This is a genomic window from Tardiphaga sp. vice304 (assembly GCF_007018905.1).
Classification (GTDB): Bacteria; Pseudomonadota; Alphaproteobacteria; order Rhizobiales; family Xanthobacteraceae; genus Tardiphaga.
Genome location: NZ_CP041402.1, coordinates 2,434,283 through 2,451,804, shown reverse-complemented (window position 1 = coordinate 2,451,804; position 17,522 = coordinate 2,434,283). Strand labels below are relative to the sequence as shown.

General features: G+C 64.7%; 17 protein-coding genes. 4 read left to right on the top strand and 13 right to left on the bottom strand.

All coding sequences use genetic code 11. The features are described from left to right. Positions 1–41 precede the first annotated feature (41 nt). Positions 42–1,202, top strand: coding sequence for an acyl-CoA dehydrogenase family protein (locus FNL56_RS11565; protein WP_143581999.1), 1,161 nt, complete (start codon positions 42–44; stop codon positions 1,200–1,202). 87 nt (positions 1,203–1,289) lie between these two features. Then, positions 1,290–2,114, top strand: a complete 825-nt coding sequence (locus FNL56_RS11560) for an IS5 family transposase (protein WP_143577461.1) — start codon at positions 1,290–1,292, stop codon at positions 2,112–2,114. A gap of 48 nt (positions 2,115–2,162) precedes the next feature. On the opposite strand, the gene FNL56_RS11555 is transcribed toward FNL56_RS11560, so the two are convergent. The 8 genes from FNL56_RS11555 to purC all read right to left on the bottom strand — a co-directional run bounded on the left by FNL56_RS11555 (position 2,163) and on the right by purC (position 10,220). Further along, a complete protein-coding gene (locus FNL56_RS11555) occupies positions 2,163–3,689 on the bottom strand; it encodes a L,D-transpeptidase (protein ID WP_143581998.1) in 1,527 nt (508 codons plus the stop codon). A gap of 160 nt (positions 3,690–3,849) precedes the next feature. Next, positions 3,850–5,448 carry an ABC transporter substrate-binding protein gene (locus FNL56_RS11550; RefSeq protein ID WP_143572844.1) on the bottom strand — a complete coding sequence of 533 codons (1,599 nt, stop codon included), beginning with the start codon at positions 5,446–5,448 and terminating at the stop codon, positions 3,850–3,852. Between the two features lie 284 nt (positions 5,449–5,732). Next, a complete protein-coding gene (locus tag FNL56_RS11545) occupies positions 5,733–7,253 on the bottom strand; it encodes a cryptochrome/photolyase family protein (RefSeq protein WP_143572843.1) in 1,521 nt (506 codons plus the stop codon). Beyond that, positions 7,250–7,429 carry a DUF2256 domain-containing protein gene (locus FNL56_RS11540; RefSeq protein ID WP_143572842.1) on the bottom strand — a complete coding sequence of 60 codons (180 nt, stop codon included), beginning with the start codon at positions 7,427–7,429 and terminating at the stop codon, positions 7,250–7,252. The genes FNL56_RS11545 and FNL56_RS11540 overlap by 4 nt, the downstream gene beginning before the upstream one ends. Before the next feature lie 87 nt (positions 7,430–7,516). Further along, the gene (locus FNL56_RS11535; protein ID WP_246660993.1) at positions 7,517–8,476 is read right to left on the bottom strand and encodes a tripartite tricarboxylate transporter substrate-binding protein; all 960 of its coding nucleotides are present in this window, start codon (positions 8,474–8,476) and stop codon (positions 7,517–7,519) included. A gap of 11 nt (positions 8,477–8,487) precedes the next feature. Further along, positions 8,488–9,189 (bottom strand): phosphoribosylformylglycinamidine synthase subunit PurQ, encoded by a 702-nt coding sequence (purQ, locus tag FNL56_RS11530; RefSeq protein ID WP_143572840.1) that lies wholly within the window; start codon positions 9,187–9,189, stop codon positions 8,488–8,490. Between the two features lie 10 nt (positions 9,190–9,199). Next, positions 9,200–9,442: a phosphoribosylformylglycinamidine synthase subunit PurS gene (purS, locus tag FNL56_RS11525; protein WP_143572839.1), complete on the bottom strand. Its 243-nt coding sequence runs from the start codon at positions 9,440–9,442 to the stop codon at positions 9,200–9,202. 10 nt (positions 9,443–9,452) lie between these two features. Beyond that, positions 9,453–10,220 carry a phosphoribosylaminoimidazolesuccinocarboxamide synthase gene (purC, locus tag FNL56_RS11520; RefSeq protein WP_086937119.1) on the bottom strand — a complete coding sequence of 256 codons (768 nt, stop codon included), beginning with the start codon at positions 10,218–10,220 and terminating at the stop codon, positions 9,453–9,455. 327 nt (positions 10,221–10,547) lie between these two features. Here purC and FNL56_RS11515 point away from each other — a divergent pair, with 327 nt between their 5' ends. Beyond that, positions 10,548–10,871 carry a DUF1476 domain-containing protein gene (locus FNL56_RS11515; protein ID WP_143572838.1) on the top strand — a complete coding sequence of 108 codons (324 nt, stop codon included), beginning with the start codon at positions 10,548–10,550 and terminating at the stop codon, positions 10,869–10,871. 196 nt (positions 10,872–11,067) lie between these two features. Here FNL56_RS11515 and FNL56_RS11510 read toward each other — a convergent pair whose 3' ends face one another. From FNL56_RS11510 to FNL56_RS11490, 5 genes are all read right to left on the bottom strand, one after another. Continuing rightward, positions 11,068–12,090 carry an LLM class flavin-dependent oxidoreductase gene (locus tag FNL56_RS11510; RefSeq protein ID WP_143572837.1) on the bottom strand — a complete coding sequence of 341 codons (1,023 nt, stop codon included), beginning with the start codon at positions 12,088–12,090 and terminating at the stop codon, positions 11,068–11,070. Positions 12,091–12,374: 284 nt separating this feature from the next. After that, a complete protein-coding gene (gene cynS, locus FNL56_RS11505; protein ID WP_143572836.1) occupies positions 12,375–12,863 on the bottom strand; it encodes a cyanase in 489 nt (162 codons plus the stop codon). A gap of 22 nt (positions 12,864–12,885) precedes the next feature. After that, complete coding sequence (locus FNL56_RS11500) at positions 12,886–13,767, bottom strand: ABC transporter ATP-binding protein (protein ID WP_143581997.1); 882 nt, start codon at positions 13,765–13,767, stop codon at positions 12,886–12,888. A gap of 48 nt (positions 13,768–13,815) precedes the next feature. Further along, the gene (gene ntrB, locus FNL56_RS11495; protein WP_143572834.1) at positions 13,816–14,655 is read right to left on the bottom strand and encodes a nitrate ABC transporter permease; all 840 of its coding nucleotides are present in this window, start codon (positions 14,653–14,655) and stop codon (positions 13,816–13,818) included. A gap of 155 nt (positions 14,656–14,810) precedes the next feature. Beyond that, on the bottom strand, positions 14,811–16,193 hold the full coding sequence (locus FNL56_RS11490; protein ID WP_143572833.1) for a CmpA/NrtA family ABC transporter substrate-binding protein: 1,383 nt from the start codon (positions 16,191–16,193) through the stop codon (positions 14,811–14,813). Between the two features lie 413 nt (positions 16,194–16,606). Between FNL56_RS11490 and FNL56_RS11485 the strand changes: the two genes are divergently transcribed. Continuing rightward, the gene (locus FNL56_RS11485) at positions 16,607–17,299 is read left to right on the top strand and encodes a hypothetical protein (protein WP_143572832.1); all 693 of its coding nucleotides are present in this window, start codon (positions 16,607–16,609) and stop codon (positions 17,297–17,299) included. Positions 17,300–17,522 lie beyond the last annotated feature (223 nt).

The following is a 17,522-nucleotide window of genomic DNA, read 5'->3' as shown; positions in this document are numbered from 1 at the left end:
AAAAAAGACGCCGCCACGGCGCAGACCTACCGAGGAACCCCATGACCGAACGAGCCGACGCCATCGCCGCCAGGATCGAGGCCTTCATCCGCGCCGAGGTGTTTCCTTTCGAGAAGGATCCGCGGATCGGGGCGCATGGCCCGTCGGACGAACTGGTGCAGGAGCTGCGCGACAAAGCGCGGATCGCCGGCGTGCTGACGCCGCATATTCTTCAAGACGGCTCGCATCTGACCCAGCGCGAGACCGCCATTGCGCTGATCGCCTCCGGCCTGTCGCCGCTGGGGCCACTGGCCTGCAACACCATGGCGCCCGATGAGGGCAACATGTATTTGCTGGGCAAAGTCGGGACGCCTGAGCAGAAGACGCGCTTCCTCGAGCACCTGGTGTCCGGCCGCGCGCGCTCGGCGTTCTTTATGACCGAGCCTGCGGAGAGCGGCGGCGCCGGCTCCGATCCGTCGATGATGCAGACCACCTGCCGGCTCGACGGCAACCACTGGGTCATCAACGGCACCAAGAAATTCATCACCGGCGCGGAAGGCGCGAAGGTCGGCATCGTGATGGCGAAGTCCGACGACGGCGCCTGCCTGTTCCTGGTCGACCTGCCGGACCCTGCGATCCGCACGCTGCGGATCCTCGATACGATCGACAATTCGATGCCCGGCGGCCACGCTGAAATCGCCATCGAGGATCTGCGGGTGCCCGCCGACCAGATGCTCGGCGCGCCGGGCGACGGCTTCAAATATGCCCAGATCCGGCTCAGCCCGGCGCGGCTGTCGCATTGCATGCGCTGGCTGGGCCTTGCGATCCGCGCCAACCAGATCGCCACCGACTATGCCTGCCGCCGCCACGCTTTCGGCAAGCCGCTGGTCGACCACGAGGGCATCGGCTTCATGCTCGCGGAGAACCTGATCGACATCAAGGCATCCGAGCTGATGATCGACTGGTGCGCCGGCGTGCTCGACAGCGGCTCGCTCGGTACCGCCGAGAGCTCGATGGCCAAGGTGGCGGTGTCGGAATCGCTGATGCGGATCGCCGACCGCTGCGTGCAGGTGATGGGCGGCAACGGCGTCTCCGGCGACACCATCGTCGAGCAGGCGTTTCGCGAGATCCGCGCCTTCCGCATCTATGACGGCCCGACCGAAGTACACAAATGGTCACTCGCCAAGAAGATCAAGCGCGACTGGAAGGCCGCACAGGCCTGATCTCTAAGAGGCTGACTGAAAAAGAAGCTGAGTGATTTCAGCCAGTTGTGATTCCTTCGGATTTGCGAAGATTCGAGGGAGAGCACGATGGTCTGGACTGAAATCACCCGCCGACACTATAGGCGGGCGAGCTTGCGATATGAAAGCGATACGACGGATGCCGAGTGGTTTGTGATGGAGCCGCTTCTGCCGCCTGCTTCGGCGCTCGGTCGCCCGCGTGCGACAGATATGCGAACGGTGATGGATGCGATCCTGTATATTGCGTCGACCGGCTGCCAATGGCGGCAGTTGCCCAAGGATTTCCCGCCCTACTCGACGGTGCAGGGCTATTTCTACGCGTGGTCGCGCGGCGGACTGTTTGCGTCGCTGAACTACACGCTCGTGATGGCCTCGCGCGAGGCGGCTGGCCGAGAGGCGAGCCCAACGGCCGGAGTGATTGACAGCCAGTCGGTGAAAACCACGGAAAGCGGCGGCCCCCGGGGCTATGATGCAGGTAAGAAAATCAAGGGCCGCAAGCGCCACATCGTCACCGACACGCAAGGAAACTTGGTCGGGCTGGTCGTGCACGAAGCCAGCATTCAGGACCGTGATGGTGCCCCGTGCGTTCTTGCTTCGATACGTTATCGCTATCCGTGGCTGCGCCATATTTTTGCCGATGGTGGCTATGCCGGAGATAAGCTGCGTCAAGCTTTGAAGCGCATCGGCAATTGGACGATAGAAATCATAAAACGATCCGACAGGGAGCAGGGCTTCGAAATCCTACCGCGCCGATGGGTCGTCGAACGAACGTTCGGATGGCTCGGTCGCTGCCGCAGATTGGCAAAGGACTTCGAGACCACAATCGCCAGCGCCGTTGCCTGGGCGTTCGTCGCTCACATTCGCGTCCTTATAAGACGGCTTGCAAAAGCCTGAAATCAAACGAATTCATTATGAGTCAGACTCTAACGAATAGCGCGCGGCCTACCAGAAGCCGCGCGGGCCCTGGCGCATCGGCTGGCCGCGGCGCGGTTCTTCCGGCTGGAAGCCCCAGTTGCGCGGCGAGAACAGGTCGAAGCCATCGTCCGGCGCGTCGCGGTCAGCCACCATCACCGGCGTCGGCTTGCGGGTAATGAAGCCGCCCTGCGGCTGGTCGGCCAGCACCGCGACGAACTCGGTGCGGTAGTTGGTTTCCTTGCTGAGCGGCTCGTCGGAAATCACGATCGAGGAGCGCGGCCCCGCGGTCGGCGCGATGCGGTCGAGAATGTCCTGCGGGAGGGTGACGCGGTCGAGGGCGTCCTTTGCGCTGCCGGCGCCGTCGATCGAGACCGCGCTCCAGCGCAGGCCCGTCTCGGTCTTGGCCATCGCCGTGAACACATGGGTGCCGATCGGCCGGTCGGGATCGCGGATCGCAATCGGCGCCTCGATGCTGAAATCGAACACCTCACCGCCGCCGTCCGGCGCCGGCTTGTGGGTGTTGCGGCGCACGTAGAGCCTTTGCGTGGCGCGGCTGATGTAGATCGACACCGGCTCCAGCCCGAGCCTGGCATCGGTCAGGGCGGTGGCGGCATCGGCCTTGCGGGTGGCGGCGGATTTCGCGGTCTCCTTGAGAGCGGCGACGCTTGGCCTCGCAGCCGCGGCGTCGGTGGCGGCGTCGAGCTGCGTCGTTGCCTCTGCGACCGCAGCCGTCGCCTTCTGCTGCCGTTCTCCTGCGCGCGCGCGCGCTTCGTCGGTCGTGGCGGCGGCAAGCGCCTGCCCGGCATTGGCAAGGTCGCGATCGGCGCGGGCCTTCTGCGCCTGCAGCTTCTTCAGCGATGCATCGAGCGCCTTCGCCTCGCGCGCAGCGGATGCCGCAGCCTGCTTCGCCTCGTCGGCAGCCTTCGCCGCATCCGCGGCCTCGCGGGCCAGCGTCTCGGCGCGCGCAGGCGCGGCGGCAATGGCTTCCGGCTTCGGCACCAGCAACGCCGGGTGCGAAATGTCGATGGGCGCAGCATCGTTCGGCGACACGATCACCCGCATGCCGATCCGTGTCCGGTCGAACACCTTCCCGGCAAAGCCGAACGGCATGCGGACGCAGCCATGCGAGGCCGCGTAGCCCGGCAGCGGCCCGCCATGAATGGCGACGCCGTTCCAGGTGATGCGCTGCATGTGCGGCATGAAGGCGTCGTCATACAGGCTCGAGTAGTGCTCCTTGTTTTTTTCCAGGATGGCAAACACGCCGGCCGGGGTCTCGCGCCCCGTGGTGCCGGTCGATACCGGCGCACGATGGATCCAGCCATCGGCATCGTAGAACGTGACGTGCTGCGTCTTGATCGAGACGATCGCCATGATCGGCTCGCCGGCCTCGCGCGGCGCGGTGGCCTCGGTGATGGCCGCGGGGCGTTTCGATTTCGACGCCGCGTCAGCGCGCAATGGTACGAGGGCGGCGATAACGGCCAGGATCGCGATGGCGGGAGCGCCGCGGCGATGGATCGGTCCGCGGGGTCTGGCCGTCGAAATTCGCTGGATCATGCGGTGCCTCGGTCGGATGGGCCGACGCACACGCGCCGTCGAATCTCTCTTATACGACCGAATGTGCCCGCGGAAGGGCGACGCCGTCTTTCCCCCCCCGCGCCTAGCGAAGCTTCGCTTCGCGCGGAAAGGGAAAGGCCGCCCGCGTTTGCCGCTCGCCCTACTGCACGCTCACCTGCGTCATGTCGAGAAACCACGACTGCGGCGAGACGTAGCCCTTCACCTTGCCGCTCATCGCACGGGGATTCAGGTCGTGCACGATGTAGAGCCACGGCGGATTGTCCACCAGCCGCTCATGCGCCTTGGCGGTCGCCGCCGCAATCGTCTTCGGATCGGTCGACTCCGCCAGCGTCTTCAGCGCGTCCTCGAACGCATCATCCTTCCACTGCTCGAAATTGAAGCCGTTCGGTGAAAAATTCGCCGCGGCGAAGTACCGCGCCATGATGCCGGTGTCGGAGGTCGGCGACGAGATGTTGAGCGCCAGCGCGCCTTTCAGGCTGGGTGCGTCCGGCAGCGCACGGGCATTGCCGAGCAGCACCGTCCATTCGATCACGTCGAACTCCACGGTGACGTTGCAGGCCTCCTTCAAATTCTGCTGCAGGAACTCGTTCATCGGCAGCGGCAGCATCTGGCCGGAGCCGGACGACGACACCTGCACCTTGAACGACAGCGGCTTCGCCGCCGTGAAGCCGGCCTCGGCCAGCATCGCTTTGCCCTTGGCCGGATCGTATTTGTAGCGGTTGACCGGATTGCCGAAGTTCGGATCGCTGGTCTTCAGCCAGCCGGCCGAGGGCTCGGCGGTGCCGGACAAAAGCCCGACCAGCCCCTCGCGATCGACGCAGTAGTTCAGCGCCTGCCGCACTTTTACGTCCTTGAACGGGCTGTCCTTGGCGCCGATGTTGAAGAACCACGGCCAGGCATGCGGATAGGAGCCGGTGGTGATGGTGAAGCCGGCGGCTTTCAGCGACGCCAGGCCGTCCGGCGGCGGCACCTCGATCCAGTCGACCTGCCCGGAGCGCAGCGCGGCGAGCCGCGCATTGGCCTCCGGCACCGGCATCAGGACAATGGTGTCGACCTTGGCCTTGTGCGTGGCGTCCCAGTAGCCGTCGTTCTTCGCCAGCTCGACGCGCTCGCGCGGGACGAGTTTGGTAATGCGGAACGGGCCGGTGCCGGCGGCCGGCAGCATCGCGACCTTGGCCCAGTCGCCGGCCTTTGCAAACGACGCCGGCGAGGTGAACAGCAGATACACCGCCATATAAGGGAAATACGACGCCGCGGTCGTGGTCGAGATCGCCACCGTATTGTCGTCGATCTTCCTGTAGCTGCCCATCAAGGGCACGCGGGCGCGCGACATCGCGGAGGCCGCGACCTCGAACTGCGGGCTGTCGTTCTTGAAGTAGCGCTCCAGATTCCAGATCACTGCGTCCGCATTGAAGTCGGTGCCGTCATGGAATTTGACGCCCTTTCGCAGATGGAAGATCCAGGTCTTGTTGTCGCCCGGCGCCTGCTCCCACTTTTCCGCAAGACCCGGCCGTAATCCTGCGAGTTTCTTGTTGTCGGCGAGGTCCCACAGCACGAGGCCCTCGAAGATCGGATAGCCCATGAAGCGCATGCCCTCGAAGCCGTTGTTCGGCAGGCCGGTGGCGGTCGGAATGTCCGACGCCGTCATTGCGATGCGCAGCGTCGATTGCGCAAGTGCCGGTTGCGCGAGCAACACCGCGCCGAGCGCGAGGGCGTGGGTGAGGTGACGGTTCAGCATGATCTCTCCAGCGTCCATGAGGGACAGGCGCAGCCGTTGCGCGGAGAGAAAGGAGCAAGTTTTGGGCCAAGGGGACGCTGCTTCCCCTCCCCCCGTGCGAAGCGAAGCTTCGCTAGGCTGGGAGGGTGGCGCGTTTGAGAGCGAAGCGAACAAACGTGACGGTTGGGGGTGCCACAAGCGCCTTCGGCTGTGGCACCCCCAACCCGACCGGCCTGCGGCCGGCCACCCATGGCGGACGAATTCGTCCGCCAGACCCCGCAAGGGGGAGGGGAAGAAAGCGCGCGCTACTTCACCACCAGCCCATTCAGAAACGCTTCCGCATCCGCCAGCACCGCTGCTTTGTGCCCCTCGTCCCAGCGAGCGAGCGTGCCGTAGGGCATCGCCAGGCGCTGGTTGCCGCGCAGCGTGCCGGCATTGCGGATCAGGAACGCCCAGTACAGGTAATTGAACGGGCACGCCGTCGGCCCCGACTTCTGCTTCACGTCGTATTTGCAGCTCTTGCAGAAGTCCGACATGCGATCGATATAGGCTCCCGACGCGGCATAGGGTTTTGACGCCAGCAGCCCGCCATCGGCGAATTGCGACATGCCCTGCACGTTCGGCAGCTCGACCCATTCATAGGCGTCGGCATAGACGGCCAGATACCACTCCGCGATCTGTTTCGGCGCGATGCCGGCCAGCAGCGCGAAATTGCCGGTCACCATCAGCCGCTGGATGTGGTGCGAATAGGCATGGCGCCGGGTCTGCCCGATCGCCTCGCGCAAGCAGTGCATGTCGGTGTCGCCGGACCAGTAGAACCACGGCAGCGGCCGCGTGGCACCCAGCGCATTGGTCTCGGCATAGTCCGGCATTTTCAGCCAGTAGACGCCGCGAATATATTCGCGCCAGCCGAGGATCTGGCGGATGAAGCCTTCGACCGCATTGAGTGGCGCGCGCTTCTCAAGATACTCGCGCTCGGCGGCGATGCAGACTTCGCGCGGCGTCAGCAGCCCGGCATTGAGGTAAGGCGAGATCGCAGCGTGAAACACGAAGGGTTCGCCGGTAGCCATCGCGTCCTGATAGGTGCCGAAATTCGGCAGCGCGCCCTGCAGGAAGGTGTCGAGCGCGCGCAGCGCGTCCGTCCGCGTCACCGCCCATTCGAACGGCACGAGATCGCCGAAATGATCGGCAAACTTCTCGCCAACCAGCGCGAGCACCTCTTTCGTGATCGCATCCGGCGCAAAGCCGAAGCGTTGCGGCACCTGCACGGCCTTCGGCAGCCGCTTGCGGTTGTCGCTGTCGAAATTCCATTGCCCGCCGGCGGGCTGGTCGCCTTCCATCAGGAGATCGGTCTCGCGCCGCATCTCGCGGTAGAAGAATTCCATCCGCCACGCCTTGCGGCCCTCGGCCCATTGCGCAAAACGCTCCGGGCTGGCGAAGAAGCGATCATCGTCGCGGATGATTACGGGGACGCCGAGATCGAGCGCGCGAAAATCGGAGAGCACGCGCCACTCGCCGGGCGAGGTGACGACCACCCGCGACGGCGCATGGCGCATCACCGCGCGTTGCAGCTCGCCGGAGATCGAGCCGCTGCTGCCGACGTCGTCGAGTTTGACGTAGTCGACGACGATTCCTTCAGCGCGCAGTTCCTCGGCAAAGTGCCGCATCGCCGACAGCACGAAGGCGATCTTCTGCTGGTGGTGCTTGACGTAGGTGGTCTCATCGGCGACCTCGGCCATCAGCACGACGTCGCCGTCGGCATAGTCGCGCAAGGACGCGACATCGCGCGTCAACTGATCGCCGAGCACCAGGCGCAGGCTGGTCATGACCGCGCCGCGCCGGCGGCTTCACGATTCTGCCGGCGCAACTCGCCCTTGCAGCGATCCGAGCAGGTTTTCACCTCGTCCCAGTCCTTCGCCCATTTCTTGCGCCAGGTGAACGGCCGCCCGCACGCCGCGCAGGTCTTCTGCGGCAGATCGGATTTCAGGCGCATTTTCGGCATGGGGATTGGCTCGTCATCTGCGGGGTATGATCAGATACGAGGCAAACGCGAACGGGTTGCACGCGAGCGTAAAACGCGGGTAGCGCGCTACGGCGCCTTGTCGCCGGCGAGCATGCTGCGATATTTTGCGACGTCGCGCACGACCAGCGCCTGCAGCACCTCGGGCGCATGCTCGTCGGCATCGGGCGCCACGGTGGAGAGATCGACGAAACGCTTTTTTACGGCGGCGCTTTCCACCGCGGCGCGGGCCGCGGAGTTGAGCTTCGCGATGATCTCGGGCGGCGTGCCCTTTGGCGCGAACAGCCCGTTCCAGCCCTGCGCCTCGAACTCCGGCAAGCCCGCTTGCGCCGAGGTCGGCAGATCCGGCAGCGAGCCGAGCCGCACGTTCGAGCCCACGACCAACCCGCGCACGAGCTTGTCGTCGATCGCCTGCGATACGGACGCCGCGGAATCGCAGACGCCGTCGATCTGGCCGCCGATCGCGTCGGTCAGCGCCGGCGCGGCGCCGCGGTAGCCGACCAGCGTGACGTCGATGCCGGCGGCGGCCACGAAGCTCTTGCAGATCAGGTAATTCGACGAGCCGACGCCGGCATGGCCGAGATTGATCTTGCCGGGATTGGCCCGGGCGTAAGCGATGAATTCCTTCAGCGTCGCCGCCGGAAAATCCTTGCGCAGCGCCACGATGCCGAAGGTCTTGGCGATCATGCCGACCGGCACGAACGAGTCCGGCGTGAACGGCAGTTTTGGATAGATGGTGTAGGTCGCGGCAGAAGTGCCGGCATTGCCGATGGCGATGGTGTAGCCGTCAGGCGTGGCGCGCGCCGCACGGGCCAGCGCAGTTGAGCCGCCGGCGCCGACCACATTCTCCAGAATGATCGGCTGGCCGAGATGGGTCGCCATCTGTTCGGCGACGACGCGGGCGATCACGTCGGAGGTGCCGCCGGCCGCGAACGGTACGATCATGGTGATGGCGCGCTTCGGGAAATCCTGCGCCTGCGCGGTCACGGTTGAGACGACCGCCAGCACGGCGGCCGCGACAAGCCGGATTGCTGCGGGCTTCACGCTGCCTTCGCGAGATGATCGACCAGGCCCGCGAACAGCCCGCGGCCGTCGGTGCAGCCCATGATGTCTTCGACGTGGTTTTCCGGATGCGGCATCATGCCGAGCACGTTGCCGCGCTCATTGACGATGCCGGCGATCGAGGCTGCCGCGCCGTTGATGTTGTGGGTGTCGTTGACCTCGCCGGCCGGCGAGCAATAGCGATACAGCACGCGGCCGTCGCCTTCGAGGCGCTTCAGGGTCTCGGCGTCGGCGGTGTAGTTGCCCTCGCCATGGGCGATCGGCACGCGGATCACCTGGCCCGCCTTGTAGCCGCGGGTGAAGGCCGTGTCGGAACGTTCGACGCGCAGATGCACGTCGTGGCAGATGAATTTCAGTTTTGCGTTGCGCATCAAAATGCCCGGCAGCAATCCGCTTTCGCACAGGATCTGGAAGCCGTTGCAGACGCCGAGCACCATGCCGCCATCGGCGGCAAAGGCGCGCACCGCATCCATCACCGGCGAGCGCGCCGCGATGGCGCCGCAGCGCAGATAATCGCCGTAGGAGAAGCCGCCGGGCACCACGACGAGGTCGGTGCCCGCAGGCAGCGCGGTGTCGGCGTGCCACACCATCGACGCGTCATGGCCCGACGCGAGCTTCAGCGCCCGCGCCATGTCGCGCTCGCGATTGATACCGGGGAAGACGAGGACGGCGGATTTCATGTCAACTGACCTAGCTTAGAACTTCGACCTGGTAATTCTCGATCACGGTGTTGGCGAGCAGCTTGTCGGCGGCGGCCTTCAGGGCCGCCTCCGCCTTGGCCTTGTCGCCACCGGGGATCTCGATGTCGAACACCTTGCCCTGCCGCACAGAAGCAATACCTTCGACGCCGAGCGACTTCAGCGCGCCCTCGATGGCCTTGCCCTGCGGATCCAGGATGCCGTTCTTCAATGTAACCGTCACACGCGCTTTCACGGAAAAATCCTCAGCTCTTCACCAGTACCGGGCCGGTGCCCATCGGGCGTTCGTTTTCGGCGAGAATGCCGAGCCGCTTGGCGACCTCGGTATAGGCCTCCAGCACGCCGCCGAGATCCCTGCGGAAACGGTCCTTGTCGAGCTTCTCGTTCGACTTGATGTCCCACAGCCGGCACGAATCCGGCGAAATCTCGTCCGCCACGATGATGCGCATCATGTCGTTTTCGAACAGCCGGCCGCATTCCATCTTGAAGTCGACCAGGCGGATGCCGATGCCGAGAAACAGCCCGGTCAGGAAGTCGTTGACGCGGATGGCGAGCGCCATGATGTCGTCGATTTCCTGCGGCGTCGCCCAGCCGAACGCGGTGATGTGCTCTTCCGAGACCATCGGGTCGTTGAGCTGGTCGTTCTTGTAATAGAACTCGATGATCGAGCGCGGCAGCTGGGTACCTTCCTCGATGCCGAGGCGCTGCGACAGCGAACCCGCGGCCACGTTCCGCACCACCACTTCCAGCGGCACGATCTCGACTTCGCGAATCAATTGCTCGCGCATGTTGAGGCGGCGGATGAAGTGGGTGGGGACGCCGATGTCGTTCAGATGCTGGAACAGATATTCCGAGATCCGGTTGTTGAGGACGCCCTTGCCCTCGATCACCTGATGCTTCTTGGCATTGAACGCGGTCGCATCGTCCTTGAAGTGCTGAATCAGCGTGCCCGGCTCCGGACCCTCATACAGGACCTTGCCTTTGCCTTCGTAAATGCGACGTCGACGGCTCATGGGGATGTACCGTGTGTTGTTGAAATCCATGGGTGATATGGGCTCCGGGTGACGGGATCGACCTACGACGGAGCTGCCGTATTGGCCAGGATCGGTAAAAGAAACGAAACGAGAACCGGGCCCGCAAGCAACCTAGCCGATCGAACCGGCCGATACAATCGATCAGGCCTGGAACCCCCGGGGTTTTACCCGTCCCGCTGCCAAACGGACCGGTCGCCTGCGACCTTGCGTCAATTGTAGGCAACGCGTTCTATCCCTATCTAGGGCTCGGAAACGCCCAGACAACGGCTCCATCGTTTCATTTTCAACACAAGACAGGATTTAACCATGTCCTCATTCGACAAGCGCGGCGACGCCTTCGAGAACAAATATGCGCTCGACGAGAGCCAGAAATTCAAGGCCGAAGCCCGCCGCAACAAGCTTCTCGGCCTGTGGACCGCCGAACAGCTCGGCCTGTCCGGCGATGACGCCGCCGCCTATGCCAAGGAAGTGGTCGCCGCCGATTTCGAGGAAGCCGGCGACGCCGACGTCGTCCGCAAGGTGCACGGCGACCTCACCGCCAAGGGCGTGGCCGTCACCGAACCGGCAATTCGCGCCAAGATGCACGAGCTGATGGCCACCGCCGTCGAGCAGGTGAAGGCCGGGACGTAAAGCGAGGCTTCTTTACCCCCCTTGCAGTGAGCCAGGGTGGGGGGCGCTATAGCTACCCTCCCCCTTGCGGGGAGGGTCGGCCGAAGGCCGGGGTGGGGGTAGCCCCGATCTCTGCAGAGCATGTGGCACCCCCACCCCGCTCGCTTCGCTGACGCTCAGCGAACGACCCTCCCCGCAAGGGGGAGGGTGAAGGAAGTCACCGCCAGCCCAGCCCCGGCGCGACGTGCTTGATGATCGCCTCGATGACATGCGCGTTGTAGTCGACGCCGAGCTGGTTCGGCATCGTCAGCAACAGCGTATCGGCCTCGGCGATCGCCTCGTCGGCCGCAAGTTCCTTGATCAGCACGTCCGGCTCCGCCGCATAAGAGCGGCCGAAGATCGCGCGCTCGGTGCCGCCGAGATAGCCGACCTTGTCCGAGTCCTTGCCGTCGCGGCCGAAATAGGCGCGGTCCTGGTCGTTCATCAGGGCAAAGATACTGCGCGACACTGACACGCGCGGCGTCCGCGTGTGACCCGCCGCCTTCCAGGCGTCCTTGTAGAGCCGGATCTGCTCGGCCTGCTGGACGTGGAACGGCTTGCCGCTCTCGTCGATCTTCAGCGTCGAGCTCTGCAAATTCATGCCGAGCGTGGCCGCCCATTGCGCGGTCGCATTGGTCGAGGCCCCCCACCAGATCCGCTCGCGCAAGCCGTCCGCATGCGGCTCGAGCCGCAACAGGCCGGGCGGATTGGGAAACATCGGCTGTGGGTTGGGCTGCGCGAAGCCCTTGCCCTGCAGCACGTCGAGAAACACTTCCGTATGCCGCCGCGCCATGTCGGCGTCGGTCTGGCCCTCCGGCGGCGCATAGCCGAAATAGCGATAGCCCTCGATCACCTGCTCCGGCGAGCCGCGCGACAGGCCGAGCTGCAGCCGGCCGCGCGAGATCAGGTCGGCCGAGCCCGCATCCTCCGCCATATACAGCGGGTTCTCGTAGCGCATGTCGATCACGGAAGTGCCGATCTCGATTGTCGAGGTGCGCGCGCCGACCGCCGCCAGCAGCGGAAACGGCGCCGCGAGTTGTCGCGCAAAATGATGCACGCGAAAATACGCGCCGTCGGCGCCGAGCTGTTCGGCGGCGACCGCCAGATCAATCGATTGCAGCAGCGCGTCCCCCGCCGACCGCGTCTGCGAGGACGACGACGGCGACCAGTGGCCGAACGAGGAAAAGCCGATGTTCTTCATATGATGGGTGCTCGGAGGGACGTGTCACTCTATCTAGCGCGAAATCCGCGCCGCAACAGGCCTCTTCGCGAAACGCTGGGTTTCCAGAAAGCCGGGGCGGCCCCTCCCGCCTGTCGTCCCTGTCTCCCTGCGCCGAAGGCTCATGCCAATCGGGAACCGGCATGTCGAACGGCCGCGTCAACAACGGCATGTCCGGGTAACAGGCATGCTTACGAAAACCGCCGCGCTGGTTTCAGCGCGGCGGTTTGTCGTGTTGGCGATCCCGGCAGACCGGCGGAACGCGCTTAGTCTTCCTTGAACCCGTATTCCTGGTTGTTGCCGGTGGCGCCGTAATATTTGTATGGTAGGAACTTGCCGGACATCGTGATCTGCACGCGGTCGCCCTTGGGATTGGCGACGCGGTTCATCACCATGTCGAAGTCGATCGCGCTCATGATGCCGTCGCCGAATTCTTCCTCGATCAGCGCCTTCCACGCCGGGCCATTCACCATCACCATTTCGTAGAAGCGATAGATCAAAGGATCGGTCGGCGGCATCTGCACGTTCTCGGCGCGCATCGGCACCTCGTTGAGCATCAGCATCTCGCTCTTCGAGAGGCCGAACAATTCGCCCGCGGCGGCGGCCTGCGGTTTTGTCAATTTCATGTTGCCCAGGATCGCACCTATGATCAGCACTTCGGAATGGCCGCCGATCTTGTCGCAGATGTATTTCCAGCTCCACTCGTTATCGCGCTTGATGTCGAGCAGTTTCTCGGTGAGGTCGGAACGGATCATCGTCTTCTCCTTCGGTGAAAATTTAGCGCGCAACGGCTGCGGGCGCGGCGAATAGCGGCGCCGAGGCCGGGCGGACATGCGGCACGCGGCGCGGGTCGAAATCCGGGTTCTCGGTCGTGAACGTCTTGCTGCGCGTCACCAGGAAATCGATGATGTGGTTGCGCAGCGGGTAATAATCCGGGTGCTTGTGCAGATCGAGCCGCGAGCGATCCTTCGGCAGCGGGTTCTCGACCACTTCGGCCAGCACGGCGCCGGGGCCATTGGTCATCAGGAAGATCTTGTCGGCGAGATACATCGCCTCGTCGACGTCGTGGGTGATCATGAAGGTAGTCTGGCCGGTGTCGCGGGTGACGCGGCGCACCTCGTCCTGCAGCGTGCCGCGGGTCAGCGCATCCAGCGCCGAGAACGGCTCGTCCATCAGCATGATCTTTGGCGTGATCGACAGCGCCCGCGCGATGCCGACGCGCTGCTTCATGCCGCCGGACAGTTCCGACGGCCGCTTGTGCTCGGCGCCGGTGAGCCCGACCTTGTCGATGAAGATCTGCGCATGCGACTTGACCTGCGCCTTGGTCCACTTCGGCCATTTCGAGGTGACGGCGTAAGCGACGTTGCCCATCACCGTACGCCACGGCAAGAGCGCGTGGCTCTGGAAGATCACCGCGCGGTCCAGACTCGTACCTGATATCTCGCGGCCATCGACGATCACCGTGCCGGCCGAGGGCTCATCCAGCCCGGCGAGGATGTTGAGCACCGTGGTCTTGCCGCAGCCGAAATGGCCGATGACGCAGCCGAACTCGCCGGAGGGCACGTTGAGCCACAGGTTCTCGAACACCGCGACCTCGCCGCCCCCGACCGCCGGATAGCGCTTCGAGATACCCTCGATGGAGATGAATTTTTCGGTCATGCGCAAGGAGCCAGATTGTCGTTCATGTAGATTACAAATCGCATCGCCCTACTCCGGAAAGGTGACGAGGCGGGTGCATTGCGCCAGTATCTGATCGAGGATCATGCCGACCACGCCGATCATCAGGATCGCGATGATCACATTGGTGATCGACAGATTATTCCACTCGTTCCAGACGAAGTAACCAATCCCCGTTCCACCGACCAGCATTTCAGCCGCGACGATCACCAGCCAGGCGATGCCGATCGAGATCCGCATGCCGGTGAGGATGGTTGGTGCTGCGGCCGGCAGGATGACGGTGAAGGCGCGGCGGAGGTGGCCCACTTCCAGCGTGCGCGCGACATTGATCCACTCTTTTCGCACCGCGGCGACGCCGAACGCGGTGTTGAGCAGCATCGGCCAGATCGCACAGATGAAGATCACGAAGATCGCCGACAGTCCGGAATCCTTGATCGTGTAGAGCGCCAGCGGCATCCAGGCCAGCGGCGAGATCGGCTTCAGCACCTGGATGAAGGGATCGAGCGCGCGGCTCATCAGGGGCGACATGCCGATCAGGAAGCCCAGCGGAATCGCCACCAGCACGGCGAGCAGATAGCCGATCCCCACGCGCGCGATCGAGTACGCCAGCTGGATGCCGAGGCCCTTGTCGTTGGGGCCGTTGTCGTAGAACGGATTCCGGAGATGCTCCCACAATTTCGCGCCGACATCGAGCGGACCCGGCATCGCGGATTTGCCGGCGGTGGCGGTGAGGCCCATCAGCTTGGCATATTCCGGCGACATGGTCGCGGCCGTGCCGGTGCCGCGCGTGGCGAGGTGCCACACGCCGAGGAAGGCCGCAAGGATGAGCAGCGAAAGCAGCGCTGCGCGGAAGCGAAGGGAGAAGGTCATGTGGGTTCTCCACCCTCCCCTGGAGGGGGAGGGTCGGCTGCGAAGCAGCCGGGGTGGGGTGACAGCGCTTCAGCATTCACCCCCTCCCGACGATACTTCGTATCGTCGACCTCCCCCCTCGAGGGGGAGGTGAAGCAAGCAGCGCGGACCATCACTCACGTCGCCTTCTTGATCTTGAAGCTCGCCAGATATTCCTTCGGCTTTTCGGGATCGAAGGTCTTGCCCATCACCTGGAACGACTTGTAGGCGGAGGCCGGCGGCGTCAGGCCCATTTCCTTCATCACCTTTCCGGTGTCGGCGGCGAGATAGATCTGCTCGGCGACGCCCTTGTAGTCGACGTCGCCCTTGATCTGGCCCCAGCGCTGCATCTGGGTCATCATCCACACCGCGAACGACTGCCACGGGAACGGATCGAATTCGACGCGCTTGGGATCGACCTTGATGTTGCCAAGGCCGTCGGCATAGGTGCCGGTCAGCACCTGCTCCAGCACCACCGGCGGCGCGTTGAGATAGGCCGCCGGCGCGATCGCTTCCGCAATCGACTTGCGGTTCTCCGGCTTCGAGGCGTAGGCCGTGGCGTCGACGATGGCGCGGGTCAAGGCTGCGAACGAGTTCGGCGACGTCGTGATGAATTCGCGCGAGGCCGCAAAACTGCAGCACGGATGGCCGTCCCAGATTTCCTTCGACAGAAGATGCATGAAGCCGACGCCGTCATAGATTGCGCGCTGGCAGATATTGTCGGGTGCTAAGAAGCCGTCGATGTTGTCGGCGCGCAGATTGGCGACCATCTCCGGCGGCGGCACCGAGCGGATCTGGATATCGGTGTCGGGGTCGATGCCGTGCTCGGCGAGATAATAGCGCAACAGATAATTGTGCATCGAGTAGTCGAAGGGGACTGCGAGCTTGAAGCCCTTCCAGTCCTTCGGGTCGCGTCGGTCCTTGTGCTTCATGGCAAGGGTAATGCCCTGGCCGTTGATGTTCTCGATCGCCGGCACGGTATAGGGGATCGGCGTCGAGCCGAGCCCCAGCGAGATCGCGATCGGCATCGGCGCCAGCATGTGCGCGGCGTCGTATTCCTTGTTGATGGTCTTGTCGCGGATCACCGCCCAGCCGGCGGTCTTGACGACGTCGACCTTGAGGCCCTGCTTTTGATAGAAGCCGAGCGGGTCGGCCATGATGATCGGCGTGGCGCAGGTGATCGGGATGAAGCCGACCTTGAGGTCGGTCTTCTCGAGCTTGCCGGCGCCTTGCGCGAACACTTCGGTCGCCATCTTGATCGGGAAGAACTGCGACAGCACGCCGAGCGCCGCCGAGGCGCCGACCGATTTCAGGAAGGCGCGCCGCTGGATCTCTTTCGGAAATACCGCGCGCATCACCGCGGAAGCGACCACGCCCTCATAGCGCTTCGCCTCGTCCTGCGGCGCCGCGCAGGCGAGCTGCATGGCGGCGTCATGTTCCTCGGCGCTGGCGTGCTGGCCGCAGGGGCAGCCGGAGCGCAGACGACGGGCGGGATCGAACGGATTGTCGAATGTGGACATGGGACCTCCTGCGTGGACGCTACCGATCTGTACGCAAGGAGTGTGCCAGCCCCCGCGCGCCGGCGCGGCGCGGCCAGATGGGTGCTGGCGAACCCCCGGCGCAAGACGGCCGGCGGCTTCCCGGCCGGGTGATTAAATTTGCGGCAGCGTATCGCGTCGATTGCGGGCAGATGGATGCTGGTAGCGCCGCCGCCCCCCTCTTTGTCGTTCCGGGGCGCGGGCGGCGCCAGCCGAACGCGAACCCGGAACCTCGAAGTGTTTTGCGCTGAACATGTCGAGGTTCCCCGCCACTCCAACTGGAGTGGCTGAGGTTCGCTCGCGCTGGCGCGCTCCCGCCCCGGAACGACAGCTAGTTGCTTTTATCCCTATTCGGTATATAATTTTCGCCTGTCCGTAACGTAAAGGGAGTGAGCATGCCCGACCCTCTCGTTCCCCTCTTCCATCCCCGCATCCGCGCCCTCGACGACACCGTGCTGCGGATATCGCCAACCCCGGCGGAGGACGGCCCGCCGCCGGTGGCGGGCGGCCGCCCCAAAGGCTGCAAGCGGCTGCACACCAATGCCACCGTGGCCCGGGTGCGCCAGCTGATCGAAGACACCACGCTGACCCACAAGCAGATCGCGGCGAGGACCGGCACCAGCGCCGGCACCGTCGGCGTCTGGACGCGCGGGTTCGGCTGGAAGCGCCACCCGTTTGCGCCGCGCTGCACCGACACCGTGCCGACCGCGCGCGCCGGCCGCAGGCTGAAGCTGCGCCTGCTCGGTCACAAATTGTATGAGCTCGCCGAGCGCTGCGTGCAGCAATTGTGGGAAGACCCTTTGGTCGATCTCGACCGGCTGATCGAGGCCATGCAGGTGCTCAACATGGCGCGGCTCTACGTCAAGGGCCGCGGCCGGCCCGGCAGACCCGGCCAGGCGCCATCCACCGGGAAAGAGTGGCTCGACCGCGACGCAGCGATGCGCGCAGCACTCAAGGAGCTGCGCCGCGGCGGCGTCCGCCTCGACCGCATCCCCGAAGCCGCCATGGCGCTGCTGGAAGACGCGCATACGCCGCCGGAGCGGGACCATCCGGCGTTCAAGCCGAGGGGGCCGAGAAGGAGGAAGTAGTCAGTTCGATGGCGCTCCGTCACCTCTCCCCGCTGGGGAGAGGTCGGATTGCAAAGCAATCCGGGTGAGGGGGCTGCGCGTCGCCGATTCGCCGTCATGCAGGACACTGATCTGACTTTTGTCTAGCTCAGTGTCCTGCATGGAGCTTAACTGGCACCCGGCCAACAAGCGGGAGCAACAGCGGTATGAGCAAGGCCAAGACTAGCACCACCAAGGCACGGGC

What these genes read in the sequence shown, in the direction of transcription:
- FNL56_RS11565 (WP_143581999.1), top strand. Translation starts at nt 42, where the DNA reads ATGACCGAACGAGCCGACGCCATCGCCGCCAGGATCGAGGCCTTCATC.
- FNL56_RS11560 (WP_143577461.1), top strand. Translation starts at nt 1,290, where the DNA reads ATGGTCTGGACTGAAATCACCCGCCGACACTATAGGCGGGCGAGCTTG.
- FNL56_RS11555 (WP_143581998.1), bottom strand. Translation starts at nt 3,689, where the DNA reads ATGATCCAGCGAATTTCGACGGCCAGACCCCGCGGACCGATCCATCGC.
- FNL56_RS11550 (WP_143572844.1), bottom strand. Translation starts at nt 5,448, where the DNA reads ATGCTGAACCGTCACCTCACCCACGCCCTCGCGCTCGGCGCGGTGTTG.
- FNL56_RS11545 (WP_143572843.1), bottom strand. Translation starts at nt 7,253, where the DNA reads ATGACCAGCCTGCGCCTGGTGCTCGGCGATCAGTTGACGCGCGATGTC.
- FNL56_RS11540 (WP_143572842.1), bottom strand. Translation starts at nt 7,429, where the DNA reads ATGCCGAAAATGCGCCTGAAATCCGATCTGCCGCAGAAGACCTGCGCG.
- purQ (WP_143572840.1), bottom strand. Translation starts at nt 9,189, where the DNA reads ATGAAATCCGCCGTCCTCGTCTTCCCCGGTATCAATCGCGAGCGCGAC.
- purC (WP_086937119.1), bottom strand. Translation starts at nt 10,220, where the DNA reads ATGAGCCGTCGACGTCGCATTTACGAAGGCAAAGGCAAGGTCCTGTAT.
- FNL56_RS11515 (WP_143572838.1), top strand. Translation starts at nt 10,548, where the DNA reads ATGTCCTCATTCGACAAGCGCGGCGACGCCTTCGAGAACAAATATGCG.
- FNL56_RS11510 (WP_143572837.1), bottom strand. Translation starts at nt 12,090, where the DNA reads ATGAAGAACATCGGCTTTTCCTCGTTCGGCCACTGGTCGCCGTCGTCG.
- cynS (WP_143572836.1), bottom strand. Translation starts at nt 12,863, where the DNA reads ATGATCCGTTCCGACCTCACCGAGAAACTGCTCGACATCAAGCGCGAT.
- FNL56_RS11500 (WP_143581997.1), bottom strand. Translation starts at nt 13,767, where the DNA reads ATGACCGAAAAATTCATCTCCATCGAGGGTATCTCGAAGCGCTATCCG.
- ntrB (WP_143572834.1), bottom strand. Translation starts at nt 14,655, where the DNA reads ATGACCTTCTCCCTTCGCTTCCGCGCAGCGCTGCTTTCGCTGCTCATC.
- FNL56_RS11490 (WP_143572833.1), bottom strand. Translation starts at nt 16,193, where the DNA reads ATGTCCACATTCGACAATCCGTTCGATCCCGCCCGTCGTCTGCGCTCC.
- FNL56_RS11485 (WP_143572832.1), top strand. Translation starts at nt 16,607, where the DNA reads ATGCCCGACCCTCTCGTTCCCCTCTTCCATCCCCGCATCCGCGCCCTC.